General features: G+C 64.8%; 24 protein-coding genes. 4 read left to right on the top strand and 20 right to left on the bottom strand.

Features of this window, described 5'->3' with window-relative positions; translation table 11 throughout:
- Positions 1 to 750 precede the first annotated feature (750 nt).
- From XI04_RS12655 to XI04_RS12615, 9 genes are all read right to left on the bottom strand, one after another.
- Positions 751 to 1,788 (bottom strand): patatin-like phospholipase family protein, encoded by a 1,038-nt coding sequence (locus XI04_RS12655; protein ID WP_028145427.1) that lies wholly within the window; start codon positions 1,786 to 1,788, stop codon positions 751 to 753.
- Positions 1,785 to 2,714, bottom strand: a complete 930-nt coding sequence (locus XI04_RS12650; RefSeq protein WP_028145428.1) for a polyphosphate kinase 2 family protein — start codon at positions 2,712 to 2,714, stop codon at positions 1,785 to 1,787. The genes XI04_RS12655 and XI04_RS12650 overlap by 4 nt, the downstream gene beginning before the upstream one ends.
- Positions 2,674 to 3,693, bottom strand: coding sequence for a branched-chain amino acid ABC transporter permease (locus XI04_RS12645; RefSeq protein ID WP_370093429.1), 1,020 nt, complete (start codon positions 3,691 to 3,693; stop codon positions 2,674 to 2,676). The genes XI04_RS12650 and XI04_RS12645 overlap by 41 nt, the downstream gene beginning before the upstream one ends.
- 11 nt (positions 3,694 to 3,704) lie before the next feature.
- Complete coding sequence (locus XI04_RS12640; RefSeq protein WP_028145430.1) at positions 3,705 to 4,586, bottom strand: branched-chain amino acid ABC transporter permease; 882 nt, start codon at positions 4,584 to 4,586, stop codon at positions 3,705 to 3,707.
- A gap of 6 nt (positions 4,587 to 4,592) precedes the next feature.
- Positions 4,593 to 5,297, bottom strand: a complete 705-nt coding sequence (locus tag XI04_RS12635; protein ID WP_028145431.1) for an ABC transporter ATP-binding protein — start codon at positions 5,295 to 5,297, stop codon at positions 4,593 to 4,595.
- Between the two features lie 2 nt (positions 5,298 to 5,299).
- Entirely contained in the window at positions 5,300 to 6,067 is a 768-nt protein-coding gene (locus XI04_RS12630) for an ABC transporter ATP-binding protein (protein WP_028145432.1), read from the bottom strand.
- Between the two features lie 15 nt (positions 6,068 to 6,082).
- Complete coding sequence (locus XI04_RS12625; protein ID WP_212428999.1) at positions 6,083 to 7,393, bottom strand: ABC transporter substrate-binding protein; 1,311 nt, start codon at positions 7,391 to 7,393, stop codon at positions 6,083 to 6,085.
- A gap of 93 nt (positions 7,394 to 7,486) precedes the next feature.
- Complete coding sequence (locus XI04_RS12620; protein WP_271610248.1) at positions 7,487 to 8,191, bottom strand: NUDIX hydrolase; 705 nt, start codon at positions 8,189 to 8,191, stop codon at positions 7,487 to 7,489.
- A gap of 30 nt (positions 8,192 to 8,221) precedes the next feature.
- On the bottom strand, positions 8,222 to 9,247 hold the full coding sequence (locus XI04_RS12615) for an ABC transporter substrate-binding protein (protein WP_038947609.1): 1,026 nt from the start codon (positions 9,245 to 9,247) through the stop codon (positions 8,222 to 8,224).
- A gap of 138 nt (positions 9,248 to 9,385) precedes the next feature.
- Here XI04_RS12615 and XI04_RS12610 point away from each other — a divergent pair, with 138 nt between their 5' ends.
- Complete coding sequence (locus tag XI04_RS12610; RefSeq protein ID WP_028145436.1) at positions 9,386 to 9,835, top strand: cupin domain-containing protein; 450 nt, start codon at positions 9,386 to 9,388, stop codon at positions 9,833 to 9,835.
- A 48-nt stretch (positions 9,836 to 9,883) separates the two neighbouring features.
- Here the strand turns inward: XI04_RS12610 and XI04_RS12605 are convergent, their stop codons facing one another.
- Positions 9,884 to 10,672 (bottom strand): ABC transporter permease, encoded by a 789-nt coding sequence (locus tag XI04_RS12605; RefSeq protein ID WP_038947610.1) that lies wholly within the window; start codon positions 10,670 to 10,672, stop codon positions 9,884 to 9,886.
- Positions 10,672 to 11,490, bottom strand: coding sequence for an ABC transporter ATP-binding protein (locus XI04_RS12600; RefSeq protein WP_038947611.1), 819 nt, complete (start codon positions 11,488 to 11,490; stop codon positions 10,672 to 10,674). The genes XI04_RS12605 and XI04_RS12600 overlap by 1 nt, the downstream gene beginning before the upstream one ends.
- A gap of 134 nt (positions 11,491 to 11,624) precedes the next feature.
- On the opposite strand from XI04_RS12600, the gene XI04_RS12595 reads away from it, so the two are divergent.
- Positions 11,625 to 12,407 (top strand): ATP-binding cassette domain-containing protein, encoded by a 783-nt coding sequence (locus XI04_RS12595; protein WP_028145439.1) that lies wholly within the window; start codon positions 11,625 to 11,627, stop codon positions 12,405 to 12,407.
- Positions 12,404 to 13,963: an ABC transporter permease/substrate-binding protein gene (locus XI04_RS12590; RefSeq protein WP_271610249.1), complete on the top strand. Its 1,560-nt coding sequence runs from the start codon at positions 12,404 to 12,406 to the stop codon at positions 13,961 to 13,963. The genes XI04_RS12595 and XI04_RS12590 overlap by 4 nt, the downstream gene beginning before the upstream one ends.
- 174 nt (positions 13,964 to 14,137) lie before the next feature.
- On the opposite strand, the gene XI04_RS12585 is transcribed toward XI04_RS12590, so the two are convergent.
- The 9 genes from XI04_RS12585 to miaA form a co-directional block, all read right to left on the bottom strand.
- Positions 14,138 to 15,850, bottom strand: coding sequence for a sulfatase-like hydrolase/transferase (locus XI04_RS12585; protein ID WP_028145441.1), 1,713 nt, complete (start codon positions 15,848 to 15,850; stop codon positions 14,138 to 14,140).
- 360 nt (positions 15,851 to 16,210) lie between these two features.
- The gene (locus XI04_RS12580; RefSeq protein ID WP_095426106.1) at positions 16,211 to 17,062 is read right to left on the bottom strand and encodes an SDR family oxidoreductase; all 852 of its coding nucleotides are present in this window, start codon (positions 17,060 to 17,062) and stop codon (positions 16,211 to 16,213) included.
- A gap of 147 nt (positions 17,063 to 17,209) precedes the next feature.
- Positions 17,210 to 18,229, bottom strand: coding sequence for a ketol-acid reductoisomerase (ilvC, locus tag XI04_RS12575; RefSeq protein WP_028145443.1), 1,020 nt, complete (start codon positions 18,227 to 18,229; stop codon positions 17,210 to 17,212).
- A 134-nt stretch (positions 18,230 to 18,363) separates the two neighbouring features.
- On the bottom strand, positions 18,364 to 18,966 hold the full coding sequence (locus XI04_RS12570) for a LysE family translocator (protein WP_271610250.1): 603 nt from the start codon (positions 18,964 to 18,966) through the stop codon (positions 18,364 to 18,366).
- A gap of 7 nt (positions 18,967 to 18,973) precedes the next feature.
- Entirely contained in the window at positions 18,974 to 19,864 is an 891-nt protein-coding gene (locus XI04_RS12565; RefSeq protein WP_271610251.1) for an EamA family transporter, read from the bottom strand.
- Between the two features lie 45 nt (positions 19,865 to 19,909).
- Complete coding sequence (locus XI04_RS12560) at positions 19,910 to 20,605, bottom strand: class I SAM-dependent methyltransferase (protein ID WP_271623703.1); 696 nt, start codon at positions 20,603 to 20,605, stop codon at positions 19,910 to 19,912.
- Between the two features lie 3 nt (positions 20,606 to 20,608).
- Positions 20,609 to 21,151 (bottom strand): acetolactate synthase small subunit, encoded by a 543-nt coding sequence (ilvN, locus tag XI04_RS12555; RefSeq protein ID WP_028145447.1) that lies wholly within the window; start codon positions 21,149 to 21,151, stop codon positions 20,609 to 20,611.
- Positions 21,152 to 21,176: 25 nt separating this feature from the next.
- Positions 21,177 to 22,952 (bottom strand): acetolactate synthase 3 large subunit, encoded by a 1,776-nt coding sequence (locus XI04_RS12550; RefSeq protein ID WP_038947617.1) that lies wholly within the window; start codon positions 22,950 to 22,952, stop codon positions 21,177 to 21,179.
- 329 nt (positions 22,953 to 23,281) lie between these two features.
- Positions 23,282 to 24,238: a tRNA (adenosine(37)-N6)-dimethylallyltransferase MiaA gene (gene miaA, locus XI04_RS12545; protein WP_028145449.1), complete on the bottom strand. Its 957-nt coding sequence runs from the start codon at positions 24,236 to 24,238 to the stop codon at positions 23,282 to 23,284.
- 11 nt (positions 24,239 to 24,249) lie between these two features.
- Here miaA and serB point away from each other — a divergent pair, with 11 nt between their 5' ends.
- The gene (gene serB / locus XI04_RS12540; RefSeq protein WP_271610252.1) at positions 24,250 to 25,155 is read left to right on the top strand and encodes a phosphoserine phosphatase SerB; all 906 of its coding nucleotides are present in this window, start codon (positions 24,250 to 24,252) and stop codon (positions 25,153 to 25,155) included.
- Positions 25,156 to 25,240: the final 85 nt, after the last annotated feature.

Here is a 25,240-nt window from a genome sequence, read left to right as displayed (position 1 = left end):
GTCGGATCGCAGCTATTCGCCCGGGGCCTGTGTCGGAAGTAGGCCTTTGAGGCGACATTCTCTTGGCATTTGCCGCAATGCGAAGATCGGGAACCGCAACATCGGCGCAGGTCAGTTGCCTGGCAATTGCGCTGCGGCCATCCTGAGGCGCGCGCTCGGGCCGGCCGACCTGCCAAGCAACACCCTCCGTCATTCCGGGAGGCGGCCCGGAATGACGGCAAGGAGGAAGGTGGAGGAGAAAGGCAGGATGTCAAAACCACCTGTCGCGGCCGGCCTCGTCACGGCCATCCGGACACGATCGATGTGATGCAAAATACAGCGCCGGGAAGGTAGGGGCTATGCCTCACTGATGCAGCCCGCTAAACCTTGACCCGGCGTGCCGTTCGCGGTTTTCCGCCGCTATGCGATAGTCCGAACGAGCTCCATCGCACTTAACGCGGCTGGATTTGCGGAGGTGGAGTCATAGACCTCCCCTTGCTCATGAGGTGGACGTTGCGCGTCGCTTGTTGCGACCATCGGCATGGTCCTCCTGTGCCACAACACTGTCAAGCGGGATCAATGATGTGAGGGATCACATTTGAATGTGCCGGTTCCCTGGATAGGCATGGTGACATCAAGTCCCTGTTTTGCCCCGCCGCGTCAACTCGATTTCGCAAAAGCAGCATTCATATGACACCCGCCGGCAAGCCATTGATTCCGCTGCGCCCGGCTACTGTGCATGGGGTCGTTTTCGTAGTTTTTGTCTGCGGCCTAGAGAAACATGTCGGCCAGGTCCACCGTCGAGGCCATCCCGACCCGGTCGAAGTTGCGCGCCAGCCAGCTTCGCGCCGCCGAACGGCCCTCGTCGCGCAGGCGGCACAACAGGCCCCATTCGGGATGGAATTGCGTGGCCGTGCCGAGCTGCGACATCAGCTGGTCGTTGCCGATCCAGTGCATGTACATGCGGCTGTGCTTGCCGCTGTCGAGCTCGCCATCATCGATCAGCCGTGTGGCGAAGGCGATCGCGCGCATCTCGCGCATCAGGGACGAATTGAAGCTGATCTCGTTGATGCGATGGAGGACGTCGGCCGCGCTCGTCGGCAGCTCGTCGCGCCGGATCGCCGTGACCTGCACGATGACGACGTCGTGGCTGCCCTTGCGGTAGATCAGCGGATAGATCGCGGGATTGCCGAGATAGCCGCCGTCCCAATAATGCTCGCCGTCGATCTCGACGGCCTGGAAATAGGGCGGCAGGCAGGCCGAGGCCAGTACGGTCTCCGCGGTGAGATGCGGGCTCTGAAATACCTTGATCTTGCCGGTGCGGACGTTGGTCGCGTTGAGGAACAGTTGCGGCGCCTCGGGCGAGGAATTGAGCCGGTCGAAATCGACGACGCGCTGCAAGAGCGACCGGAGCGGATTGAAATGAAAGGGATTGAGCAGACCCGGCGGCAGCGTGTGCGTCAACGTGTGGATGACGGCGTGAACCGGATGATATTCCGGCGGCAGCTTCAGGGCCTGGATCCACTGGTTCAGCGGCGACATCAAATCGTACGCCATGTCCATGCGAGACACTTCGTACCAGAATGCGTGCAGGCTCTCCCGCGCGGCCTCCGCACCCCCGTGCGCCATGCCGGAAGCCATCGCCACCGCATTCATGGCACCGGCACTGGTCGCGCTGACCGCCTCGATCGCGAGCCTGCCGTCTTCGAGCACCTGGTCGAGCACGCCCCAGACGAAGGCGCCGTGCGCGCCGCCGCCCTGGAGCGCGAAATTGACGGTCTTGCGGTCGGCGGTCCGATTGGCTGTCACTTTGCTTTCTTCTTGCCTCCCGTCCCCTCTTTCTCCAAGGCCTTGCGCACTTGCTCGAACTCGGTCACCGAGGCCTTGTCGGCGCGGGGGAAACGCAGGTCGAGCTTTTCGAGCGCGGCATTGATCACCGAGCCGATCACGACGCGCGCGAACCATTTGTGGTCCGCGGGCACGACGTACCACGGCGCATGAGGCGTCGAGGTGTGCCGGACGATGTCCTGATAGACCGCCTGGTAGCGCGGCCACAGCGCGCGCTCCTTGATGTCGTCCATGGAGAACTTCCACTGCTTGGCCGGATCCTCCAGCCGATCGAGGAAGCGCTCGCGCTGCTCGTCCTTGGACACGTTGAGGAAGAACTTCAGCACCACGGTGCCGTTACGGCAGAGGTAGCGCTCGAACGCCGAGATGTCCTCGAACCGCTCCTTCCAGATGTTCTTGGTGACGAGCTTTTGCGGCAGCTTCTCCTTGGCGAGGATCTCCGGGTGCACGCGCGTCACCAGGCATTCCTCGTAATGGGAGCGGTTGAAGATGCCGATATGGCCACGCTCGGGCAGCGCGATCGCGTGGCGCCAGAGGAAATCGTGGTCGAGCTCCTTGCTGCTCGGCGCCTTGAAGGCATGGACCTCGCATCCCTGCGGATTGATGCCCTCGAAGATCGCCTTGATGGCGCTGTCCTTGCCGCCGGCGTCCATGGCCTGGAACACGATCAGCAGCGACCAGCGGTCCTGGGCATAGAGCTTCTCCTGAAACCCGATCAGCCGCTTCTTGTTGGCGTCGAGAATCGCCAGCGCCTTCTCCTTGTCGAGATCGCCTTTCTCGTCGGTCTTGTGCGCCTTGAGATGAAACTTGCCCGAGCCGTCGTAGCGGAACGGCGTGATGTAGCGGTCAAGTTCCTGGGCGAGCGATTTGGACGGCTTCTTGCTCATGAGCGCGGGGCACCTTGCGTTGCGGCTTCAATCGGTCGAGCACGCTACCAAGGATGCCCTTGGGAAGGAATATGATGAAAAGGACCAGCAGCACGCCATAGACGAGGTTGTCCCAGCCGACCGCCTTGGTGCCGAAGCCGATGCGAAGGGTTTCCGCCAGCAGGATGGTGATCACGGCGCCGAAGGTCGGGCCGAGCGAGACGAACAGGCCGCCGACGATGGCTGCGAACACCATCTGGAGCGATACCGCGATGCCGCTGACGGTGTCGGGCGTGATGAACATCTGGTACTGGCAGTAGATCGCGCCCGCAAGCGCCGTCATCAGGGCACTGAGCAGCGTGATCTTCAGCTTCTCCGCGGTGACGTCGACGCCGGCGGCGGCCGCTGCGTCCTCGTCCTCCGAGATCGCCTCCAGCGCGTAGCGGCTCATGCTGCGGTCGACCCAGTGCCAGACCACGATGCCGAACAGCCAGACCCCGAGCGCAATCAGATACCAGGTGATCTTGTCGTCGAACTGCAGTGCCAGCAGCTTGTTGCCCGAGGTACGATTCGGCGTGTATCCGAGCGAGCCGCCGGTGTAGTCGCGCGTCGCCGTGATGACCTGGAGCACGATGCCTGACAGCGCCAGCGTCACCAGAACGAAATAGTGTCCGGTGATGCGGAAGCGGAAGCACGGGTAGCCGACGATCAGCGCCAGTGCGCCGGCCGCGACCATGCTGACGGGAATGCCGATCCAGGGCGACACGCCGAGGTGGTTCCAGAGCAGCGCGGTGACATAGGCGCCGATCCCCATGAAGCCGCCATGGCCGAGCGAGACGAGGCCGAACCGCCCCATCATCGACCACGACGTATAAGCGAACGACCAGATCAGGATCAGCACCAGGATGTGCAGATGATAGGGATCGCGATAGACGAAGGGCAGCGCGACCAGCGCCGCCAGCCCAATCCCCCATGCTGCAAGCCGCCGTTGCTCGATCATCCCTTGCCCCATCATCGGCGCCTCGCGAGCAGGCCCGCGGGCCGGATGAACATCATGACGATGAAGAAGGCGAAGGCGAGCACATAGCCCCATTCCAGATCGGAGAACAGGCCGCCGAGCGAGATGATCTCGGCGAACACGAAGGCTGCGATGAAGCCGCCGATGAAATTGCCGAGTCCACCGAGCACGCAGATCAGAAAGGTGATCGGCCCGAAGGAGAGGCCGACGAAGGGATGCACGTCATATTGCAGCACCAGGAGGCAGGCGGCGAGCCCGGCCAACCCGCCGCCGATTGCAGAGGTGATGAGATAGATCCGCTTGGTGTCGACGCCCATCAGCGCCATGATCTGCCGGTCCTGGGAGATGGCGCGGATCGCGGTGCCGGTGAAGGTGCGGGTCATGAACAGATAGACCGCGACCATGCCGACCAGCGCCGCCAAAAATGACAGGAGTCGCGCGTAACTAAAGTTCATGTCGCCGAGGGCGAGCACCGGCAGGCGGATGCCGAGATTGCGGAAGTCGATGCCGAAGGCGACCGTGGCAAAGCTCTGCAGCACGAACAGCACGCCGCCGGTGGCAAGCAGCTGGTTGATCGGCGGCGCGGTCAGCAGCGGCGCGATCACGAGGTAATGCAGGGCCGCGCCGAGGATCGCGACCAGCAGGATGGTGAAGGGGGCGGCGACGAAATAGCTGACGCCGTAATACTGCACCATGAAATACATGGCGTACATGCCGATCATCACCAGCTCGGCATAGCAGATCCAGGTCACGTCGATGACGCCGAAGATCAGGTTCAGCCCGAGCGCGAGCAGCGCCAGCACGCCGCCGAGCAGGATGCCGTTGATCACGGCCTCCAGCAGGTAGATGTCGAAGATGTCCAAGAATGCCTGCATGCCCCCTCACACCCCGAGATACGCTTCCTTGACCGTGTCGCTCGCCAGCATCTCGGCGGACGTGCCGGATGCCCGGATGGTGCCCGCCTCGATCAGATAGGCGCGATCGACCACTTTCAGCACCTGCTGCACGTTCTGCTCCACGATCAGCACGGTCAGCCCGCTGGCGCGGATCCGCTTCACCAGCTCGAACACCTGCTGCACCACGACCGGCGCCAACCCCGCCGAGGGCTCGTCGAGCAGCAGCATCTTTGGATTGGACATCAGCGCGCGGCCGATCGCGCACATCTGCTGCTCGCCGCCGGACATGGTGCCCGCCATCTGGTGGCGCCGTTCCTTCAGGCGCGGAAACAGGCCGAACACCACTTCGAGCCGATCGGCATAGTGGCTGCGCGCCTCCTTCATGAAGGCCCCCATCTTGAGATTGTCGTCGACCGAGAGCTGCGGAAACAGTCGCCGGTTCTCCGGCACATGCGCAATGCCGAGGCTGACGATCTTGTGCGGCGGCGTTGCCACGACGTCGGTCCCCTCCATCCGGATCGACCCGCGCGAGGGCCGGATCAGGCCGGAGATGACACGCATCAGGGTGGTCTTGCCGGCGCCATTGGGGCCGATGACGCCGACGGCTTCGCCGGCCTTCACGTCGAGATTGACATCGAACAGCGCCTGGAACGTGCCATAGCCGGCATTGACGGCGCGGAGCTCCAGCATGCCTAGCCTCCCGCGCGGCGGCGCGCTTCGGCGGCCGCGGCCTGCGTGGTCTCGGCATCGGTGCCGAGATAGACCTCGATCACGCGCGGATCGCCCGCGACCGCGCTCGGCAAGCCTTCCGAGATCTTCTCGCCGTGATCGAGCACCATGACGCGATCGACGACGCGCATCAGCACGCCCATGATGTGCTCGACCCAGATGATGGTGATGCCGAGCTCGTCGCGGATGTTGCGCAACATGTCGGCGGCCTGATCCATCTCGGTTTCGTCGAGACCGCCGAGGCTCTCGTCGGCCAGCAGCAGCTTCGGCGCCGTGGCGAGCGCTTTCGCAAGCTCGAGCTTCTTCAACCCCGCTGCGCCGAGACCGTCGACGCTGGCATGGCGATCGGTCGGCAGGCCGACCATCGCGAGTGACCGTTCGGCCGCTTCCTCGGCCTTGACGCGGCTGTGGCGGCCCTGGCCGTAAAAGCCGGCGAGCGCGACGTTCTCGAAGATGGTCAGGCGGCGGAACGGCCGCGGAATCTGGAAGGTGCGGCCGACGCCGCTGTTGATGATCCGGTGCGGGGCGAGGCCCGCGATCTCGGAGCCGCCGAACACGATCGAGCCCGATGTCGGCGCCAGCGTGCCGGAGAGCATGTTGAAGATCGTGCTCTTGCCCGAACCGTTGGGGCCGATCAGGCCGAGGATCTCGCCCTGATCAACCCGAAACGACACGTTGTTGACGGCGGTGAAGCCGCCGAACCGCTTCACCAGCCCACTGACCTCCAGCACCAGAGCACTCCGCCGCTATTGGTTGCTGTAGGTGGTGCCTTTCGGCAGCGGCAGCACGGCTTCGCGCTGCGCCTGGCTCTTCGGCCACACCACGGAGGATTTGTCGTCGATGTACTGGATCACGACGGGGAACGAGCGCTCGTTCTGCCCGGCCATGGGGCTGCCCTCGCCGTAGAACTTCACGCCGAAGCCGAGCATGGTGCCGCCTTCGGGGATGTCGGTGTCGAGCGCCGCCTTGCGCAGCGCCTCGGGATCGACGCCGCCGTACCTCTTGATCGCGCGCGGCAGCACGTCGGCCATGAACACGTAAGTATTGGACGCGCCGATGCCGACATGGGCGGAGCGGATGGCAACCCCGGGCCTGATCTTGTCGAACTCCTCGCCGACCATCTTGATCACGGGCGGAAGCTTCGGATCCATGGACTTCTGGTTGGCGAGCCAGATCGAGATCGGGTCGGTGTTGAAGATGTAGGTGGCATCCGCCCCCATGCCTTCCTTCAACTTCTCATAGACGCCGTAACCCGCGCCATGCCCCATCAGCGCGCCGAACTTCAGGCCCTGCTCGCGGGCCTGGCGGAGCAGCAGCGTGATGTCAGGGTTGTAGCCGGTGTGGAAGATCACGTCGGGCTTGGCGCGCTTCAGCTTGGTCACCAGCGCGGAGAGATCGGGCGCGGTCGCCGAATAGCCCTCCTTCATCACGACGTTGAAGCCGGCTTTCTTCGCGCCTGCTTCGTTGCCCTTCGAGACGTCGACGCCATAGGCGCCGTCCTCGTGGATGATGGCGACGCGCAGGTCCTTTGGCTCCTTGTCGAACTTCGCCTTGGCGTTCTGCGCGATGAAGTCCATCGTCATCATGCCGAACTGGTCGCCGCTGGCCTGTGGGCGGAAAACGTATTTGTAGCCCTTCTCGTTGAACACGGCGGACGAGATGCAGGTCGTCATCCACATGAACTTCTTGAGCTGCTCGACGCGAGCGGCCACCGGCACGCACTGCGCCGAGGAGAAGAAGCCAAGCACCATGTCGACCTTCTCCTGCTCGAGCAGGCGGACGGATTCATTGATGGCGATGTCGGGCTTGCTCTGCGCATCGGCATAGACCGCCTCGATCTTGTAGCCTTCGACGCCCGTCCTGGCGAAATGGTCGAGGATGATCTTTGCGCCGATATAGCCGAGTTCGGAACCGCCGCCGGCCAGAGGTCCGGTCAAATCAAAAACGACGCCGATCTTGATCTTCTTGTCCTGAGCCTGGGCGGCCACCGCCAGGCTCGTCGCGGATATCGCGATCACCAGCCCACGTACCAATCGGGCAGCCATGCGCAGGCGCATCAAAACCTCCCTGGACGATTGTGCAATGCATTCGTCTTGCTTTTGGTTGCCCCCATCACATGGGCAGAGCGCAGGGATGTCAAGCCTCGCGCATCAGCGCGAGGCGAACTGCTGCTCGATAAAGGCCGTGACAAATCGCGGCATGGTCGGCGTGAGATCACCCATCCCGCGCACGAGATGAATGGCCGACAATTCAGGCTCGTCCTCACGGGCGAGATTGGCTTCGATCCGGGCGCGAGCCTCGTCGCCGGGCATATCGAGGTTGAGCACCTGCATCATCGCAATCGCGGGGCCGCTGACGACGCAATACCAGTCCGGCTCGGCCTCATAGTCCGCCGCCGTCAAGCCGGTCTCTTCCTGAATTTCGCGCACGACGCTGCCGGAAATGTCCAGCGTCCCATCCCTGACATCGTCGAGATCGGGCGTCCCCGAGGGGAAATAGATGCGGCCCGCGTTCGCGGTGTGCTGCGCCATCTCGCCCATCAGGAAGGCGCCGTCGGACGTGCGCAGCGCGCCCATGCCAAACCCGTTGAACACGGGCGCGCCGGGAAAGCCCCAGTCGCGCCAGGCAAGGAAGCTTGCGAAATCGGTCTCGAAATAGGTCGAGGCGAAATGGCCGCCCGTGAACACGGGATCGCACCCGAGCAGGACGCGGCCGTTCCAGATCTTCGGCCGTTCGCGCTGCTTCTCGGCGAAATGCGCTGCGATCTCGTCGCGACGCTCCTCGGCGAACGGCCAGACGATCGGCCGCACGGCAAGAGCAAGCGTCGTGACGCGATGAATGATCGGTGACGTCATGAGGGGGCGACTATCACGCCTTCGCGTCAGCTATTTGGCGTTCCCCGTGGTCTTCTTGGCCTGCTCGACGTACCTGTTGGTGAAGGTCTTGCTGACGTCGATCTTGGCGTTGGCCACCTCGGGCGAGCCGACGCTGAACACCGCGAGCACGGCGTCCGCGCCCTTCGGGTCCATCTTGCCGGTTTCAGAGAACATCGGGATCGTGTTCTTCAGTGCGGCGAGATAGAGATCCTTGTTCTTGCCGACCGTCTCCTCCGGCATCTTCGCCATGATCTCCTCAGGCGAATGCGAATGGATCCAGGCGAGCGTGGCGAGGATCGCGTTGGTGAGCGCCTGGGTCTCCTTCTCGTGCTTGGCAACCCAGGCCGCGGTCGAGTACAGCGCGCCGCCGGGATATTCGCCACCGAAGGTCTCGAGCGTGTCCTTCTGCGTGCGGGTGTCGGACAGGATGCGCAGATCCTTGTGGCTGCCCTGGAGCACGGTGACGGAGGGGTCGAGCATCACGGCCGCGTCGATCTGGCCCTGCTCCATCGCGGCGACCGCGGTGGCGCCGAGGCCGACGCCGATCACGGCGGCGCTGGTCGGATCGATGCCGTTCTTCTTGAGCATGTACTTCAGGAAGAAGTCGGTGGAGGAGCCGGGCGCGCTGACCCCGACCTTCTTGCCGGCGAGATCCTTGACCGACTTGATATCGTTGGTGCGCGAGGGCGCCACCACGAGCACGAGGCCGGGATAGCGGTCATAGACCACGAAAGCCTGGAGCTCCTGCTTCTTGGCAGCCAGATTGACGCAATGGTCGAAATAGCCGGACACGACGTCGGCACTGCCGCCGAGCACGGCCTTGAGCGCGTCCGAGCCGCCCTTGAGGTCGACCAGCTCGACATCGAGGCCGGCCTTGTCGTATTCGCCGAGCTGCTTGGCCAGCACCGTCGGCAAATAGCACAGGCAGGAGCCGCCGCCGACCGCGATGGTGACCTTGCTTTGCGCCGCGGCAAATCCGGTGGTGAGCGTCAGTGCGAGCAGTGCCGCGGCGAGCCTGGCAATCGTGTTCTTCATTGGTTTCCTCCGTTCGGCCGGCGGCACCATAGAGCAGCGGGACGGGCTTGAGAAGCGTGGCCTAAGGCACTGGCCATCGGCCTTTTGGCGCAATAGCATGCGGGTACAACAACAAACTCGTGATGGGGAGGATCATCCATGAATCGCCTTGCAATCGGGCTGTCGATCGCCGCCGCCTTTGCCGCCGGATGCGGCGCGAACCAGCTGCTCCGGCCGGCGCTCGCCGCCGAGAACATCACCGCGCAGATCATCCACACCGGAGAGATGGAAGGCGATGCGCTCGGGGCCGCCAACAATGTCGGCTACCGCTCAAAAATGTTCGCGAGTGCCGACGGCGCCACGATCTCGATCCAGGTCGGCAATGTGCCCAAGCACATGCATCCCAACACCAACGAGATCCAGTACATTCTCGATGGCACCGGCACGATCTGGCTCGGCGACAAGGAGGTCACGGTGAAGCCGGGCGACCTCGTCATCATTCCGAAGGGCACGCCGCATGGCGGCACCAAGCCGATCAGCGGACAGGTCAAGGCGATCGCAATCAAGACGCCGCCCCAGGCGCCCGACGACACCAAGCTGCTGGATTGAGGCTTCGCGACCGGGGGCCCGCGCCGATACGCGGGTCCCGCCTCGCGCCTAGCCCCGCCCATCCGATGCGGTCGGCCGCCACACCAACAGGCGCCGCTCCACCAGCGTGACCCCATAGTCGATCAGGATGACGAAGGCCGACAGCACGAACATGCCGGCGAACACGCCGGCGACGTCGAACACGCCCTCGGCCTGCTGAATGAGATAGCCAAGGCCCGCCGCCGAACCCAGATATTCGCCGACGACCGCGCCGACCACGGCAAAGCCGACCGAGGTGTGCAGCGAGGAGAACATCCAGGACAGCGCCGACGGCCAATAGACGTGCCGCATCAGCTGCCGCTCGCTCATGCCGAGCATGCGGCCATTGTCGAGCACGGTGCGGCTGACTTCCTTGACGCCCTGATAGACGTTGAAGAACACGATGAAGAACACCAGGGTCACGCCGAGCGCGACCTTGGACCAGATGCCGAGCCCCAGCCACAGCGCGAAGATCGGCGCCAGCACCACGCGGGGCAGCGCGTTGACCATCTTGACATAGGGGTCGAATACAGCTGCGACCAGCGGCTGGCGCGCGAACCAGAAGCCGACCAGCACACCACCGGCCGATCCGATCACGAAGGCCAGGATCGATTCCGCCAGCGTGATGCCGAGATGCTTCCAGATCACGCCGGAGGCGAACCATTTCACGATCTGGCTGAAGACGTCGAGCGGGTTGGAGAAGAAGAACGGCGGCAGCAGGATCTTGCCGAACACGGGGACGGTCGACAGCACTTGCCACAGCACGATGCAGACGACCGCGACCAGGACTTGGAGCGCGAACAGCGTCGGACGCGACATCAGACCGCCTCCGCCGCTTGGGTGGATTGCGCGTAGCCCTTCATCACCTCGTCCTTGAGCACGCTCCAGATTTCGCGGTGGAGCGCGTGGAACTCCTTGTCCAGCCGCACCTCGAAGATGTCGCGCGGGCGCGGCAGGCTCACGCGCCAGTCGCCGATGATGCGCGAGGATGGCCCCGCCGACATGATCACGACGCGGTCGGCGAGCGCGATCGCCTCTTCGAGATCATGGGTGACGAACAGCACGGCCTTGCGGTCGGCATTCCAGAGATCGAGCAGCAGATTGCCCATCACCTGGCGGGTCTGTGCATCCAGCGGCCCGAACGGCTCGTCCATCAAGAGGATTTTTGGATCGCGGATCAGCACCTGCGCCAGCGCCACGCGCTTGCGCTGGCCGCCCGAGAGCATGTGCGGATAGCGACCCGCGAACGCGCCAAGGCCGACGGAGGTCAGCCATTTCTGCGCGCGCGGCAGTGCCTCGGCGCGCGGCGTGCCCTTGATCTCCAGCCCGATCGCGACATTGTCGAGCGCGGTCTTCCACGGGAACAGCGCGTCGGCCTGGAACAGGTAGCCGGCATCCCGGTTCAGCCCGGCGAGTGGCCGGTCGAATATCCTGACGCTGCCCGCGGCCGGCTTCAGCAGCCCGGCCGCGACGTTGAGCAGCGTGGACTTCCCACAGCCCGTGGGCCCGACAATGGCGACGAACTCGCCTTGCGCGACCGCAAGATGCGCCTTCTCCACCGCCGTATAGACCCGCCCGTCCCCGAGCCGGAACGCAACCTTGGCATCTTCCAGCGCCACTGCCGTTGGCGTTGACATATGTTCCCTCCGAACTTGGCCCGATGCCTTAGCCGCTCGCGCGGCCAAGTTCAATCAAGGCGCCAAGCGTGCTACGCATGGGTCTTCTCATTCCCTCCCTCCGTGGGCGGGTCAGCAAGGTGAGCCCCTGCCCGATGCTGTCCAGGCCGATGATTGGCTATGCCCACGTCACCAAGAGCTTCGGCTCGCTCAAGGCCGTGGACGATCTGTCGCTCGACATCGCCGAGGGCGAGTTTGTGGCGATCGTCGGCGGCTCGGGCTCCGGCAAGACCACGCTGCTGCGGCTCGCCAACCGGCTGATCGAGGCCGATGGCGGCACCATCACGATCGAAGGCGAGGACGCGCAAAGCGTCGATCCGGTCGCGCTGCGGCGGCGGATCGGCTACGTGTTCCAGAGCGGCGGGCTGTTTCCGCATTTGAGCGTCGCCGACAATATCGGGATCACGCCGAAACTGCTGGGCGAGCCGGCGGCCGATATCGCAGCACGTGTCGACGAGCTGCTGGGTCTCGTGCAGCTCGACCGCAACGCGCATCGCAGCCGTCTGCCGGAGGCGCTCTCCGGCGGCCAGCGCCAGCGCGTCGGCGTGGCGCGGGCACTGGCGGCGAGGCCCCGCATCGTGCTGATGGACGAGCCGTTTGGCGCGCTCGATCCCCTGACCCGCGATGCCCTCGGCGAGGATTATCGTTCGCTGCATCGCAAGCTCGGCCTGACCACCGTGATGATCACCCATGACATGACGGAGGCGATCCTGCTCGCCGACCGCATCGCGGTGATGCACAGCGGACAGCTGCTCGCGCAGGGCACCCCCGCCGCGCTCTCGAAGAGCAGCGACGCTTACGTGCTGGAGCTGCTGCGTACGCCGCGGCGCCAGGTCGAGCGGCTGAACGCGCTGCTGCCACAAAGCGGTGCGGCATGAGCTTCCTCGCCGATCCACGCTGGGGCGAGGCGCTGGCGCATCTGCCCGATTATCTCGGCAATCATGTGCGGGTGAGTCTTGCCGCGCTTGCGCTCGGCCTTGCCGTCAGCCTGCCGCTGGCGATGCTGACGCGCAACCGCCCGGCGCCGCGAGCCATCCTGCTCGCAATCGCCAGCATCGTGCAGACGGTGCCGGGCCTGGCGCTGCTCGCGCTGTTCTATCCGCTGCTGCTGCTGGCCGCCTCGGTGACGCTGGCCTGGTTCGGCGTGTCCTTCTCGGCGTTCGGCTTCCTGCCGGCGATGCTGGCGCTGGCGCTCTATTCGATGCTGCCGGTGTTGCGCAACGGCATCACCGGGCTCAATGGTATCGATCCCGCGCTGATCGAGGCCGCCAAGGGCGTCGGCATGACGGCGCGGCAGTCGCTGGTCATGGTCGAGCTGCCGCTGGCGCTGCCGGTGATGATGGCGGGCATCCGCACCGCCGCGGTGTGGGTGATCGGCACCGCGACGCTGTCGACGCCGATCGGCCAGACCAGCCTCGGCAATTACATCTTCGCCGGGCTTCAAACCCAGAACTGGGTGTTCGTGCTGTTCGGCTGCTTTGCCTCGGCCCTGCTCGCGCTCGCCGTCGATCAGCTGCTCGGCCTGATCGAGAGCGGTCTGCGCCGCCGCGGCCGCGCCCGAACCGCGCTCGGCGCGGCCGGAATCGCAGCGCTGGTCGCCGCAACGCTGGTGCCGACGATGGGGCGCTCGTCGCAGGGCTACGTCGTCGGCGCCAAGACCTTCGCCGAGCAATATGTGCTGTCGGCGTTGATGAGGGACCGCCTCCAGGCCGCCGGTCTGTCCGCAACGGCGCGCTCGGGCCTCGGCTCCAGCGTGATCTTCGGGGCGTTGAAAGCCGGCGACATCGATCTCTATGTCGATTATTCCGGCACGCTCTGGGCCAACCAGCTGCATCGCACCGAGATCAAGCCGCGCGCAGAGCTGTTGACGGATTTGAAGACAAGCCTGGCAAAGGACAACATCACCCTGCTCGGCGAGCTCGGCTTCGAGAATGCCTATGCGCTGGTGCTTCCGAAGAAGCGCGCCGAGGCGCTTCATATCCGCACCATCGCCGATCTCGCCGCACACGCATCGACGCTATCGATTGCCGGCGACTACGAGTTCTTCTCGCGCCCGGAATGGGCGGCGCTGCAAAAGGCCTATGGCCTCTCATTCCGCGCCCAGCGCCAGATGCAGCCCGACTTCATGTATGCAGCGGTTGCGAGCGGCGAAGTCGACGTGATCGCCGGCTACACCAGCGACGGGTTGATCGCAAAGTACGATCTCGTCGCGCTCGACGATCCCAGGCACGCGATCCCGCCCTACGACGCCATCCTGCTGCTGGCCCCGAAACGTGCCGGCGACGAGCGGCTCAAGACAGCGCTGCAGCCACTGCTCGGCAAGATCGACATCGCCACCATGCGCGAGGCGAATCTACGCGCCAGCGGCAACGACGCGAATTCCTCGCCGGATGCGGTGGCGAAATGGCTATGGGAGAAGGTAGGCGGGCGGTAGGCCCGGATTTCGTAGGGTGGGCAAAGGCGCGAAAGCGCCGTGCCCACCGTCTCTCAACACACGCGACGGGATGGTGGGCACGCTTCGCTTTGCCCACCCTACGATCTGACGCCGCTTGGTGAGCACCTCAGGGTGGACGGTCAAAGAGTATCGCTTGCGGCCAAAGCAAGCCGGCTACAGCCCCCTGATCATCCCCGCATTGATCAGCAGGCGGTTCAGCCGCCGCGCTTCAGCGCCGTCCTTGCAGCTGTAGAAAACGCCCTTGCAGCGGAGCATGATCTCCTTCTGCTCGGCGAAGGACGGATCGAGCGGGATGCCGGCGGCCTCCTGGATCACCAGCGGCAGATAAGGACCGTCGATCGTGTCCATCACGGCCTCGCTTCTGACCGGCTCGAAATTGACGGCATCGATCGCATAATAGGTCGCGTAGAGACGCGGATCGTAGGCGTCCAGCTTCTTGCCGAGAGCGCCCTCGTCGAGCCCGGGCTCGAGGATACCCGGCGCAAACTCCGGCTGATGATCGCCATAGCGCACGATCAGGAAGGGCTCGCCCGGGAACGTCTTCTTCAGGCCCGCGACGAACGCCTTGTATTGCTCGGCGCTGATCGCCTGCCGGCGCAGATATTCGTCGATGGAAGCCACATTGCCCGGCGCGCGCCAGTTCGGCAGCAGGTCGGGACGGAAGCGCGTCTCCCAGGGGAAATGATTGGCACCGAGATAGATGAAGGTGAACAGCGGCTTGTTGGGCGGCTGCTGGCCCATCAGCTGGAGCGCCTTGTCGTAGAAGAAGCCGTCAGGCTCGACGTCCTTGGCACCGAGGTCCTTGGCGTCGAGGAAGCGTTCGATGCCGGTCGTTATCTGGAAGCTGCGCGCGGCCATGAAGCCGCCATGGGCGGGATAGAGCGACATCGTGTCGTAGCCGCAACGGCGCAGCGCTAGCGGCAGGCCGCGCTCGACGCGGTTCGAGGCGATGCGCGTCACGAAATAGGCAAAGCGGCCGAACGAGCGCGAGGAGAGGCCTGCGAGCACGTTGTATTCGGTGAACCAGCTCGGCCCGCCATTGCTCTCGGCCAGGAACGTGCGCTGCCTGCCGTCCCAGGATTTGAAGTGGCTGCCATAGCCCTGCGGCACCTTGATGCCCTGGGCGGCGCGGATGTCGAAGCTCGATTCATCATGGATCATGATGATGTTCGGCCGGCGGCCGGCCGGATGGCAGGAATCGACCAGCGGCATGTTGAGCCGCTCGTTGGTCGCGGCGGCCGATTCCATGAAGCCGTATTGCACGAAATCGGAGACGGAGCTGACGCCGGAGCGGAAGAATTTCGACAGATAGCCGTCGTCGTAATAGCCGCGCCAGGCTTCGTCCGGATGATAGAGCGAATAGCCGACCAGCGCGGCAAGGCAGGCCAGCTTGCAGGCGAGCGCCGGCAGACGGCGGATACGGAACGGATCGAGCCACCACAGCGCATACATCAGCGGCAGCGTGACGAAGCCGGCCAGGATCACCGACCAGCGCAAATTCGGGAAGATCGTGAACAGGAACGCGACGGTGTCGCGGTCGATCATCATCAGGTCGATGAAGTTGACCGTCATCTGGACGACGTCGTGCTTGAGCCGCGACAGCAGCACCAGCACCACGACCATGGTCAGCGACAGCGCGCCGGAGAGCGCCGGCCGGCGCAGCAGCGTGATCCAGAAAAAATTGAGGATGCCCCAGGCCAGCGCGAAGGAGAGGCGCGAGCCGAAATCGGTCTCGGTCTGGTACATCAGCGCGAGCGCGGCCAGATGCGGCGCGGCAACCGCGAGCAGCCGCCAGATGCCGAGCGCGGCGACGCTGGCGAGGACGGCGGTGGCGGCAGAAGGACCTGGATTGGGCGCGGACGCCATCGACGACACGCAACAGCTGGTCCGGCGCAATGATACCTAGCCGTCTGGCCGGCCCAAGGCGGGAATAAGGGCGGCTAGGGCGTCCGGCGCAGCCGGAAAGCCTGCACCGTGTCATAAAACTGTAACTGAACGGTCAAGGACAGGCAACGCGCGCCGTGATCCGACCTTCGCTTAATGTTTCGCGGGCGGCGATGGGCCGCAGGCCGGACAGGCTGGACGGCTCGGGTCTTGGGCCGCCACCTGCTCTTCCGGTGCAAGCTGCAGCGCATCAGCACACGGCGGAGGTCGCCGGGGCATGGTCGGGCTTCGACCGCGGGCCGGAGGCCGCGCGGCTTGCGGCCGGGGCGAACTGAGCGTCAGTCACCCCTGCGGCAGCAGCCCGAGCCGCTTGGCGATGATGCGATCGACCGTCCGTTTCGGCAGTACGGCGCCGATCAGATGGCGCAGCGGGTCGGGCGTGATCTGGTAGCGCACCTTGGGGCTTACCGCTGTCAGCGCCTCGAACACGATCTCGGCGATCCGCTCGGCCGGCAGGCCCTTCGCGCCGAGGTCCATCATGAAGGCCATGACCTTGTTCAACGCCGGCAGATAGGGCGAGTTCTGGTAAACGGACAGATCTGTCTGTTCGGCCTTGCTCCAGATCGGCGTCTTCACCGCGCCGGGGGCGACGATGATGACGTCGATGCCGAACAGCATCAATTCGCGGCGCAGGCTTTCCGACAGTCCCTCCACGGCGTGCTTGGAGGCGCAGTAGGGCGCCGACAGCGGATTGCCGTTCTTGCCCGCGACCGAGCTGATCATCACGATCCGCCCCTTCGGCCCCTTCAGCGACGGGTCCGCCCCGAGCAGCGGCCCGAACGCCTGCGTCGCGATCACAGGGCCGATGACGTTGATGTCCATCTGGCGGCGGAAATCATCGGCCGACAATTCGAGCACGGGGCCTGCGACCGCGATGCCGGCATTGTTGACGAGGCCGGCCAGCGTCTCGCCGCCCAGCGCCTCGCGGACTGTTCGCGCGGCAGCAAGGACCGCAGCCTCATCGGTGACGTCGAACAGCAGCGGCGCGAAATTGGCGCCGAGCTCGGCCTTGAGCCTGTCGGCATCGGCCTGCTTGCGGACGCTGCCGAACACGCGAAAGCCGCGCTCAATCAGGAATTTTGCTGTGGCCCAGCCGATGCCGGTGGACGCACCGGTGACGACGACAGATCGCATGATCTTCTCCCCTGAAGTTCACGCGATCATGCCTTGGATTCTTACCCATGTCCCGGACAAGCGCCGAGCCGGGACCCAGGAGCCGCATTGGGCCCCGGATCAGCAGCGCAACACCACAGTGCTGCGCTGCGTCCGGGGCACAACGGCTTAGTTCTTCGACTTGTCGACCAGCGCGCCCTTCTTGATCCAGGGCATCATGTCGCGCAACTTGGCGCCGACCTCCTCGATCGGGTGCTGGGCGAGCTTGGCGCGGGTCGCCTTGAACGAGGTCTGGTTGACCTTGTTCTCGAGCATCCAGTCGCGGGCGAACTTGCCGCCCTGGATGTCGGCGAGAACGCGCTTCATCTCGGCCTTGGTCTCGGCGGTGACGATGCGCGGGCCGGTGACGTACTCGCCATACTCCGCAGTGTTGGAGATCGAGTAGTTCATGTTGGCGATGCCGCCTTCATAGATCAGGTCGACGATCAGCTTCACTTCGTGCAGGCACTCGAAATAGGCCATCTCCGGCGCGTAGCCGGCTTCGACCAGGGTCTCGTAGCCGCCCTTGATCAGCTCGACCAGGCCGCCGCAGAGCACGACCTGCTCGCCGAAAAGATCGGTCTCGCACTCTTCCTTGAAGGTGGTCTCGATGATGCCGGCGCGGCCACCGCCGACAGCCGAAGCATAGGACAGGCCGAGGTCATGGGCGTTGCCCGAGACGTCCTTGGCGATCGCGATCAGGCAGGGCACGCCGCCGCCGCGCTGATACTCCGAGCGCACGGTGTGGCCGGGGCCCTTCGGCGCGATCATGAGCACGTCGAGATCGGCGCGCGGGTCGAGCAGGTTGAAGTGGACGTTGAGGCCGTGCGCGAACACCAGGGCGGCGCCCTTCTTCATGTTGTCGTGCAGGTGCTCGCGGTAGATGTCGCCCTGGAGCTCGTCCGGGGTCAGCATCATGACGAGGTCGGCCCATTTGGCGGCTTCGGCGACTTCCATCACCTTGAAGCCGGCGGCTTCCGCCTTCTTGACCGAGCCCGAGTCCTTGCGCAGCGCAATGGCGACGTCCTTGACGCCGGAATCCTTCAGGTTGAGCGCATGGGCGTGGCCCTGGCTGCCATAGCCGACGATGGCGACCTTCTTGCCCTTGATCAGGTTCAGGTCGGCGTCGCGATCGTAATAAACACGCATGGGTCGTTTCCTCGTTCAGGTGGCCAGAATCGGCCGTTGGTCAGGTCTTGGCAGTGAAATTTGCGGATTTCGGGGGCTGTCTAGAGCATTTTCAGCCCCCTGGGAAACCCGTTTCTGCATGGAAAACTGCGGCATCATGCATCCATGAAGACGGGGTAGAGGGAGACCAGCAGCAGGATCGCCATCAGGATATTGAAGGCGCGGACCAGCCGCTCGGAGGTCAGGACCGGCCGCAACGCGGTACCGAACAGCGCCCAGACCACGCACGACACTGACCCCACCAGCAGGCTGATCAGGGTCTGGATCGCGATGTTGAGCGGGAATTGGGCGATGGCCGCAAAGGCGGTGATGGTGCCGATCACGATCACCCAGCCCTTGGCATTGATCCACTGGAACATGGCTGCGCCCCAGAAGGTCATCGGACGGCGACCATCACCTTCACCCGGCTTGGTCGGGCCGGACATGGCGATCACGGCAGCAAGATAAACGAGATAGGCCGCACCGGCATATTTCAGGAGAGTCTGGAGGATCGGGTAGGCCAGGAACACCGAGCCGAGCCCGAGGCCGACGGCGGCGATCATGAAGGCGAAGCCGATGACGACGCCGACAATGTGGGGGATGGTGCGGCGGAAACCGTAGGTCAGGCCCGAAGACAGCAGCATGATGTTGTTCGGCCCGGGCGTGAAATACATCACGACCATGAAGATCAGGAAGGCGTAGAATAGCGACTGGGACATGCTCACCTCACGCCGTCTTCGGCAGCGGTTCTTCGGGTAACGCCTTGGGCCGCTTCGCCAGCACCATCACCGCGATACCGCCGATCACGGTCAGCATGCCAGCCAGCCGCAGGGGTCCGAACCGCTCGCCGAACACGATGCTGGAGGCGGCCGAGCCGACGAACGGCACCAGCAGCGCGAACGGCACCACTTGCGCAGCGGGATAGTCGCGCAGCAGCCGGCCCCAGAGCCAATAGGCGATGCTGGTCGAGATGGCGCCGATCACCAGCAGGCAGATCAAGCCGGTCAGCGACATGTGGATCAGCGACTCGAAGGTCGGCATTGGCCCGTTGACGACCAGTGCAAGCGCAAACAGCGGCAACGCGGCGGTGAGGCAGAGCCAGGCGAACAAATCGAACATCGGCGCGCCGCGGGCGCCGCGCAGCAGGAGATTGCCGACGGCAAAGCAGATCGGAGCGATCATCAGCACCGCAAATGCAGCGGCACTGAAATCATAACCAACCGTGCCGCAGATCATGAGCAGGCCGATCGCCGCGACGACGATGCCGAGCGTCTGGACCGGCGTCGGCCGTTCGCCGAAGGCGATCGCGGCAAATCCGATGGTGAACAGGGCCTGGCTCTGCACCACGACGCTGGTCAGTCCCACGGGCACGCCATGGGCGATACCATAGGCCTGGCTCAGGAATTGACCGAGGAACAACGTGAAGCTGATCGCGATCAGAAGCGACCATGCGACTTTCGGCTTGGGGATGAACAGGCACGGCAGCGCGGCGATGGAAAAGCGCATCGCGGTCATCAGTTCCGGCGAAAACTCGTCGAGCGCGATCCGGCTTGCCACGAAGGCAAGCCCCCAGATGATCGCCACCAGGATGGCGATGAGGATATCGGCCGGCTTCATTGTTGTTCTCGGTTCTGCCCTGTCGTGCAGCCCTGTTGTTGTCGTCTAGCCTTGCTCGCCGGCTCTTGGTTTGCGCAGCCGATACGTGCCGTGCATCGGTGCGTGGTAATCGGCCGAGACCAGCGTGAAACCGACGTCGGTCAGCATCCGCTCCATCACCCAGCCGAAGGTGGAATATTCGTCGCGCATATGCATCACCACGCCCTCGCGCGAAAAATCGTGGTTCTTGATGTGGTAGTCGGCCCATTGCTCCACGTCGCGCTCGATCGCGTCGGGCATGGAGGCATAGACGATATCGCGCAGATAAAAGCTCGCGCCCGGCTTGAGCGCGCGAAAAATTCGCGACATCGCGACCGCCTTCCAGAAATCCGGCAAATGGTGCAGCGTGAATTCGCTGACGATCAGATCGTAGGATTCCGGCCGATAGGCGAAGCTGAGCAGGCCGGCGGACTGGGTGCGCACGGGCGCCTTGCGATCACGCGCGTAGATCTCGGCAAGCGCCAGCATCGCCGGCGAGATGTCGATGGCGTCGACCTCGGCACCCAGCAGCGCGGCTTCGGTCGCCAGCACGCCGTTGCCGCAGCCGATGTCGGCGATGCGCCAGCCGCGCTGGACTCCCAGCATTTTCAGCGCGGCGCGCGCCCGCAGATCGGCATCGTCGTGGGCGTCGTAGATCGAGGCCACCGCGGGCTCGATCCCCATCCGGTTCCGCTCGTTATAGTACCAGTCGCGCGCCAGCATGGTTCACATCCCTTCGGGCCCGCGGCCGATCGCGGCAACACCGGTGCGCGACACCTCGACGAGGCCGAGCGGGCGCATCAGGTCGATATATTGATTGATCTTGTCCGTATTGCCTGTGATCTCGAACACAAAGCTCTCGGTCGTTGCGTCGATCACGCGGGCGCGGAACGCATCCGCGAGCCTGAGCGCCTCGACCCGGTGCTCGCCCTGCCCGCGCACCTTCACCATCGCCAGCTCCCGCTCGATCGAGCGCCGGGTCTGGGTCATGTCGACGACCTGGTAGACCGGAATCATGCGGTCGAGCTGGTTCTTGATCTGCGCGATCACCATCGGCGTGCCCGTGGTGACGATGGTGATGCGCGACAGGTGCTTCTGGGCCTCGGTTTCGGAGACCGTAAGGCTTTCGATGTTGTAGCCGCGGCCCGAAAACAGGCCGATGACGCGCGCGAGCACGCCCGGCTCGTTCTGCACGAGCACGGCAAGCGTGTGCGTCTCATTCGGATCGTGGCGCTCTTCGATGAAGTAGGCGGATGCGGGCTGGTTCATTGTCGTCCCCTCAAAATGTCTCGCGTCACACCAGCGCCTTGCCGCCGGCGAAAGCCTTGGCGGTGGCCTCGTCGTTGGCCTGCTCCGGCAACAGCATCTCGTTGTGCGCCTTGCCGGACGGAATCATCGGGAAGCAGTTTTCCAGCGACGCGACGCGGCAGTCGAACAGCACCGGGCGCTTGACCGAGATCATCTCCTGGATGGCACCGTCGAGATCGCCGGGCTTGTGCACCTGGAAGCCGACGCCGCCGTAGGCTTCGGCGAGCTTGACGAAGTCCGGCATCGCCTCCGAGTAGGAATGCGACAGCCGGTTGCCATGGAGCAGCTGCTGCCACTGCCGCACCATGCCCATGTACTGGTTGTTCAGGATGAAGATCTTGATCGGCAGCTCGTACTGAACCGCCGTCGACATCTCCTGCATCGTCATCTGCACCGACGCATCGCCCGCGATGTCGATGACCAGGCTGTCGGGATGGGCAACCTGCACGCCGACCGCGGCCGGCAGGCCATACCCCATGGTGCCGAGACCGCCTGACGTCATCCAGCGATGCGGCTCCTCGAAGCCGAAGAACTGCGCCGCCCACATCTGGTGCTGGCCCACTTCCGTCGTGATGTAGGTATCCTTGCCGCGCGTCGCCTCGAACAGGCTCTGGATCGCGTGCTGCGGCAGGATGATGTCGTTGCTCTTCTTGTAATAGAGCGAGTTGCGGGCGCGCCACTGCGCGATCTGCTGCCACCACGCCTTGATGTCGGGCTTCTTCGCCTCCGCCTTGAACACCTGGAGGATGTCGCCGAGGATGTTGCCGCAATCGCCGATGATCGGCACGTCGACGCGGATGTTCTTGTTGATCGAGGACGGGTCGATGTCGATGTGGATCTTCTTCGAGCCCGGCGAGAACGCGTCGACGCGGCCGGTGATGCGGTCGTCGAAACGCGCGCCGACGCACAGCATGACGTCGCAATCATGCATCGTCATGTTGGCTTCGTAGGTGCCGTGCATGCCGAGCATGCCGAGCCAGTTCTTGCCCGACGCAGGGTATGCGCCGAGACCCATCAGCGTCGAGGTGATCGGAAAGCCGGTGACCTCGACCAGCTCGCGCAGCAGCCTGGTCGCCTCGGGGCCGGAATTGATGACGCCGCCGCCGCTGTAGATCACGGGGCGCTTGGCATGGGCGAGCAGCGCCACGGCCTTGCGAATCTGCGTCGCATCGCCCTTGACGCGCGGCGCGTAGGAGCGGTGCACGTCGGACTTGCGCGGCGGATGATAGGTGCCGGTCGCGAACTGCACGTCCTTGGGAACGTCGACTAAGACGGGGCCGGGACGGCCCGTGGTCGCAACGTAGAACGCCTCGTGCAGCACTTTTGCGAGATCGTTGACGTCGCGCACCAGCCAATTGTGCTTGGTGCAGGGACGCGTGATGCCGACGGTGTCGCATTCCTGGAACGCGTCGTTGCCGATCAGATGCGTCGGCACCTGGCCGGAGATGCAGACCAGCGGGATCGAGTCCATCAGCGCGTCGGTGAGCGGCGTCACCATGTTGGTGGCGCCGGGGCCGGAGGTCACCAGCGCAACGCCCGGCTTGCCGGTCGAGCGCGCATAACCTTCGGCGGCATGGCCCGCGCCCTGCTCGTGACGGACCAGGATGTGCTGGACCTCGCTCTGCTGGAAGATCTCGTCGTAGATCGGAAGCACCGCGCCGCCGGGATAGCCGAAAATGTCGGTCACGCCGTGATCGATGAGCGCGCGGACGATCATCGCGGCGCCGGTCATCTGGTTCGGATCGTGGCTCTTGTCGCTCATTGGCTTGCTCCGGATGCGCTGTTGTCAGCGGCTTCGTTCGTGTCGGGTTCGGGAAATAAAAAAGGCCCCGAAGAGGGCCCATGCACACCGCCTGTCATGTGGATGGCAGCTAGCCACCCCCGGCGGTGTGCCTGGGTACGACGGCGATAAGGAGTTTGGTAATAATGTTACGCATGGCAGGTGCCCGGCTTCCCAAAGGTTGCGCGAAACATAGCGGCCAAAGCCTGGATGTCAAGGCGATGCGGCCGTTCCCGCGCGATTTTGCAAGTGTAGCGGTGTTCCCCGGGTTCGGCGAGAGGTAAATTCGGGAACCCGGACAGAAAAGCGCCTCAGGCGGGGTCGCGGGCCGCGTTCACGATAGCGACGAGCCATCCCCTCGCCTCCCCGGGCTTCACCCATTCGAACTCAGGCAATTGGTGCCGGAACCAGGTGAATTGCCGCTTGGCATAGTGGCGGGTGTCGGCGCGGCCGATTCCTGCGGCGTCCTCCAGGCTGAGCTCGCCGCGCAGATGCCGCATCAGGGCCGGCACGCCATGAGCCTTCATCGCCGGCAGCAGCGGATCGAGATGCCTGGCGGCGAGCCGCTCGACCTCCCTCAGCGCGCCGGCGCCCAGCATGGCGTCGAAGCGGGCATCGATGCGGGCATAAAGCTCGTCCCGTTCGGGCGCGAGAAACACCGCGCGAAAACTGTCCTTCGCCAGCAGCGGAGGCTGGCCCTCCCGGTGCCAGTCGAGCAGCGAACGGCCGGTCGCCTCGACCACCTCGAGCGCACGCGCGATCCGGGTGCGGTCACGCAGGTTCAATCGCCCGGCCGCGCTGGGATCACGACGCGCCAGTTCCGCATGCAGCGCCTCCGCACCGTTGCGTTCCAGCCGCGCGCGCACGTCCTCGCGTATCTCGGCAGGAATTGGCGGCACCACGGAGAGCCCCGCCGTCAGCGCCTTGAAATAAAGCCCGGTGCCGCCGATGAAGATCGGCAGACGGCCTTCCGCTTTCGCCTCGTCGAGCGCCTTGGCGGCATCACTCACCCAGGCGCCGGCCGAAAAATTCACGGCTGCATCGATGTGACCGTACAGGCGATGCGGCGCGCGCGCTTCCTCGAATTGTGTGGGACGCGCCGTGATGATGCGGAGGTCGCGATAGACCTGCATGGAATCGGCATTGATGACGACCCCGCCCGTGCTGAGGGCAAGCTCCAGCGCCAGCGCCGACTTGCCGCTGGCGGTCGGGCCTGCGATAAGCACGGCCTTGCCAACATGGCTTCTGCTGACTTGCCCCTCGCTCACGAAAACCTCAAATGTCCCTCGTCGCCACGCTGATCTGCAACCCCGACAATCCCGCGCTCGACTCGACCATCGTCGATGGCGCCCGCGCCGTGCTGCCCCAGCCGGCGCCCGCGCACTGGCTGTTCGACGGGGTTGCAGTCGACATTCCCTTCGGCGCCGACAGTAACCTCGAAGGCGACCGTCACGCCATCGAGGAGCGGCTCCGTGAGCTTCGCGGCGACCTGCCCGTCGACATCGTCGTGCAGCCAGTCGGCGCCCGGCGCAAGAAGCTTTTTCTCGCCGACATGGATTCCACCATGATCGGCCAGGAATGCATCGACGAGCTCGCCGATCTCGTCGGGATGAAGGCCCACGTCGCCGCCATCACCGAACGCGCCATGCGCGGCGAGATCGAGTTCGAGCCGGCGCTGCGCGAGCGCGTGGCGCTGCTGAAGGACCTGCCCGCCGGCGTGGTCGACGAGGTGCTGGCCAAGCGCATCACGCTGACCCCGGGCGGCCGTGAGCTGGTCGCGACCATGCGCGCCCACGGCGCCTATACCTGCCTCGTCTCCGGCGGCTTCACGCTGTTCACGACCGCAGTCGCCGCCAAGATCGGCTTCCAGGAGAACCGCGCCAACGAGCTCGTCGTGCGCGACGGCAAGTTCACCGGCGAGGTGAAGGAGCCGATTCTGGGCCGCGCGGCAAAGCTCGCGACGCTGGTGGATCTGATGGAGTCGTTCGATCTCGACGACATCGACTCGGTCGTGGTCGGCGACGGCGCCAATGATCTCGCCATGATCCAGGCCGCGGGGCTCGGCGTCGCCTATCACGCCAAGCCGGCCGTGGCGGCTGCGGCTGCGGCCCGGATCGACCACGGCGATCTCACCGCGCTGCTGTATGCGCAGGGGTATCGGCGGGACGAGTTCGTGGAGGGGTAGCCTTTCTCGCGGCGCACTCCGCACCCGTAGCAACCATTAAAGCACGCCCGATTTCCGCGAGCATGACGCCGTGCTTGCGGCCGTC

The sequence above is a fragment of the Bradyrhizobium sp. CCBAU 11430 genome (genome assembly GCF_028128855.1).
Lineage (GTDB): Bacteria > Pseudomonadota > Alphaproteobacteria > Rhizobiales > Xanthobacteraceae > Bradyrhizobium > Bradyrhizobium ottawaense.
Note: the sequence above shows the minus strand (reverse complement) of the source record. Positions and strands in the feature narration are given on the sequence as shown.

Coding starts and splice junctions, on each gene's coding strand:
- XI04_RS12650 (WP_028145428.1), bottom strand. CDS start 2,714: ATGAGCAAGAAGCCGTCCAAATCGCTCGCCCAGGAACTTGACCGCTAC.
- XI04_RS12645 (WP_370093429.1), bottom strand. CDS start 3,693: ATGATCGAGCAACGGCGGCTTGCAGCATGGGGGATTGGGCTGGCGGCG.
- XI04_RS12640 (WP_028145430.1), bottom strand. CDS start 4,586: ATGCAGGCATTCTTGGACATCTTCGACATCTACCTGCTGGAGGCCGTG.
- XI04_RS12635 (WP_028145431.1), bottom strand. CDS start 5,297: ATGCTGGAGCTCCGCGCCGTCAATGCCGGCTATGGCACGTTCCAGGCG.
- XI04_RS12625 (WP_212428999.1), bottom strand. CDS start 7,393: ATGCGCCTGCGCATGGCTGCCCGATTGGTACGTGGGCTGGTGATCGCG.
- XI04_RS12620 (WP_271610248.1), bottom strand. CDS start 8,191: ATGACGTCACCGATCATTCATCGCGTCACGACGCTTGCTCTTGCCGTG.
- XI04_RS12615 (WP_038947609.1), bottom strand. CDS start 9,247: ATGAAGAACACGATTGCCAGGCTCGCCGCGGCACTGCTCGCACTGACG.
- XI04_RS12610 (WP_028145436.1), top strand. CDS start 9,386: ATGAATCGCCTTGCAATCGGGCTGTCGATCGCCGCCGCCTTTGCCGCC.
- XI04_RS12605 (WP_038947610.1), bottom strand. CDS start 10,672: ATGTCGCGTCCGACGCTGTTCGCGCTCCAAGTCCTGGTCGCGGTCGTC.
- XI04_RS12600 (WP_038947611.1), bottom strand. CDS start 11,490: ATGTCAACGCCAACGGCAGTGGCGCTGGAAGATGCCAAGGTTGCGTTC.
- XI04_RS12595 (WP_028145439.1), top strand. CDS start 11,625: ATGCTGTCCAGGCCGATGATTGGCTATGCCCACGTCACCAAGAGCTTC.
- XI04_RS12590 (WP_271610249.1), top strand. CDS start 12,404: ATGAGCTTCCTCGCCGATCCACGCTGGGGCGAGGCGCTGGCGCATCTG.
- XI04_RS12585 (WP_028145441.1), bottom strand. CDS start 15,850: ATGGCGTCCGCGCCCAATCCAGGTCCTTCTGCCGCCACCGCCGTCCTC.
- XI04_RS12580 (WP_095426106.1), bottom strand. CDS start 17,062: ATGCGATCTGTCGTCGTCACCGGTGCGTCCACCGGCATCGGCTGGGCC.
- ilvC (WP_028145443.1), bottom strand. CDS start 18,229: ATGCGTGTTTATTACGATCGCGACGCCGACCTGAACCTGATCAAGGGC.
- XI04_RS12570 (WP_271610250.1), bottom strand. CDS start 18,966: ATGTCCCAGTCGCTATTCTACGCCTTCCTGATCTTCATGGTCGTGATG.
- XI04_RS12565 (WP_271610251.1), bottom strand. CDS start 19,864: ATGAAGCCGGCCGATATCCTCATCGCCATCCTGGTGGCGATCATCTGG.
- XI04_RS12560 (WP_271623703.1), bottom strand. CDS start 20,605: ATGCTGGCGCGCGACTGGTACTATAACGAGCGGAACCGGATGGGGATC.
- ilvN (WP_028145447.1), bottom strand. CDS start 21,151: ATGAACCAGCCCGCATCCGCCTACTTCATCGAAGAGCGCCACGATCCG.
- XI04_RS12550 (WP_038947617.1), bottom strand. CDS start 22,952: ATGAGCGACAAGAGCCACGATCCGAACCAGATGACCGGCGCCGCGATG.
- serB (WP_271610252.1), top strand. CDS start 24,250: ATGTCCCTCGTCGCCACGCTGATCTGCAACCCCGACAATCCCGCGCTC.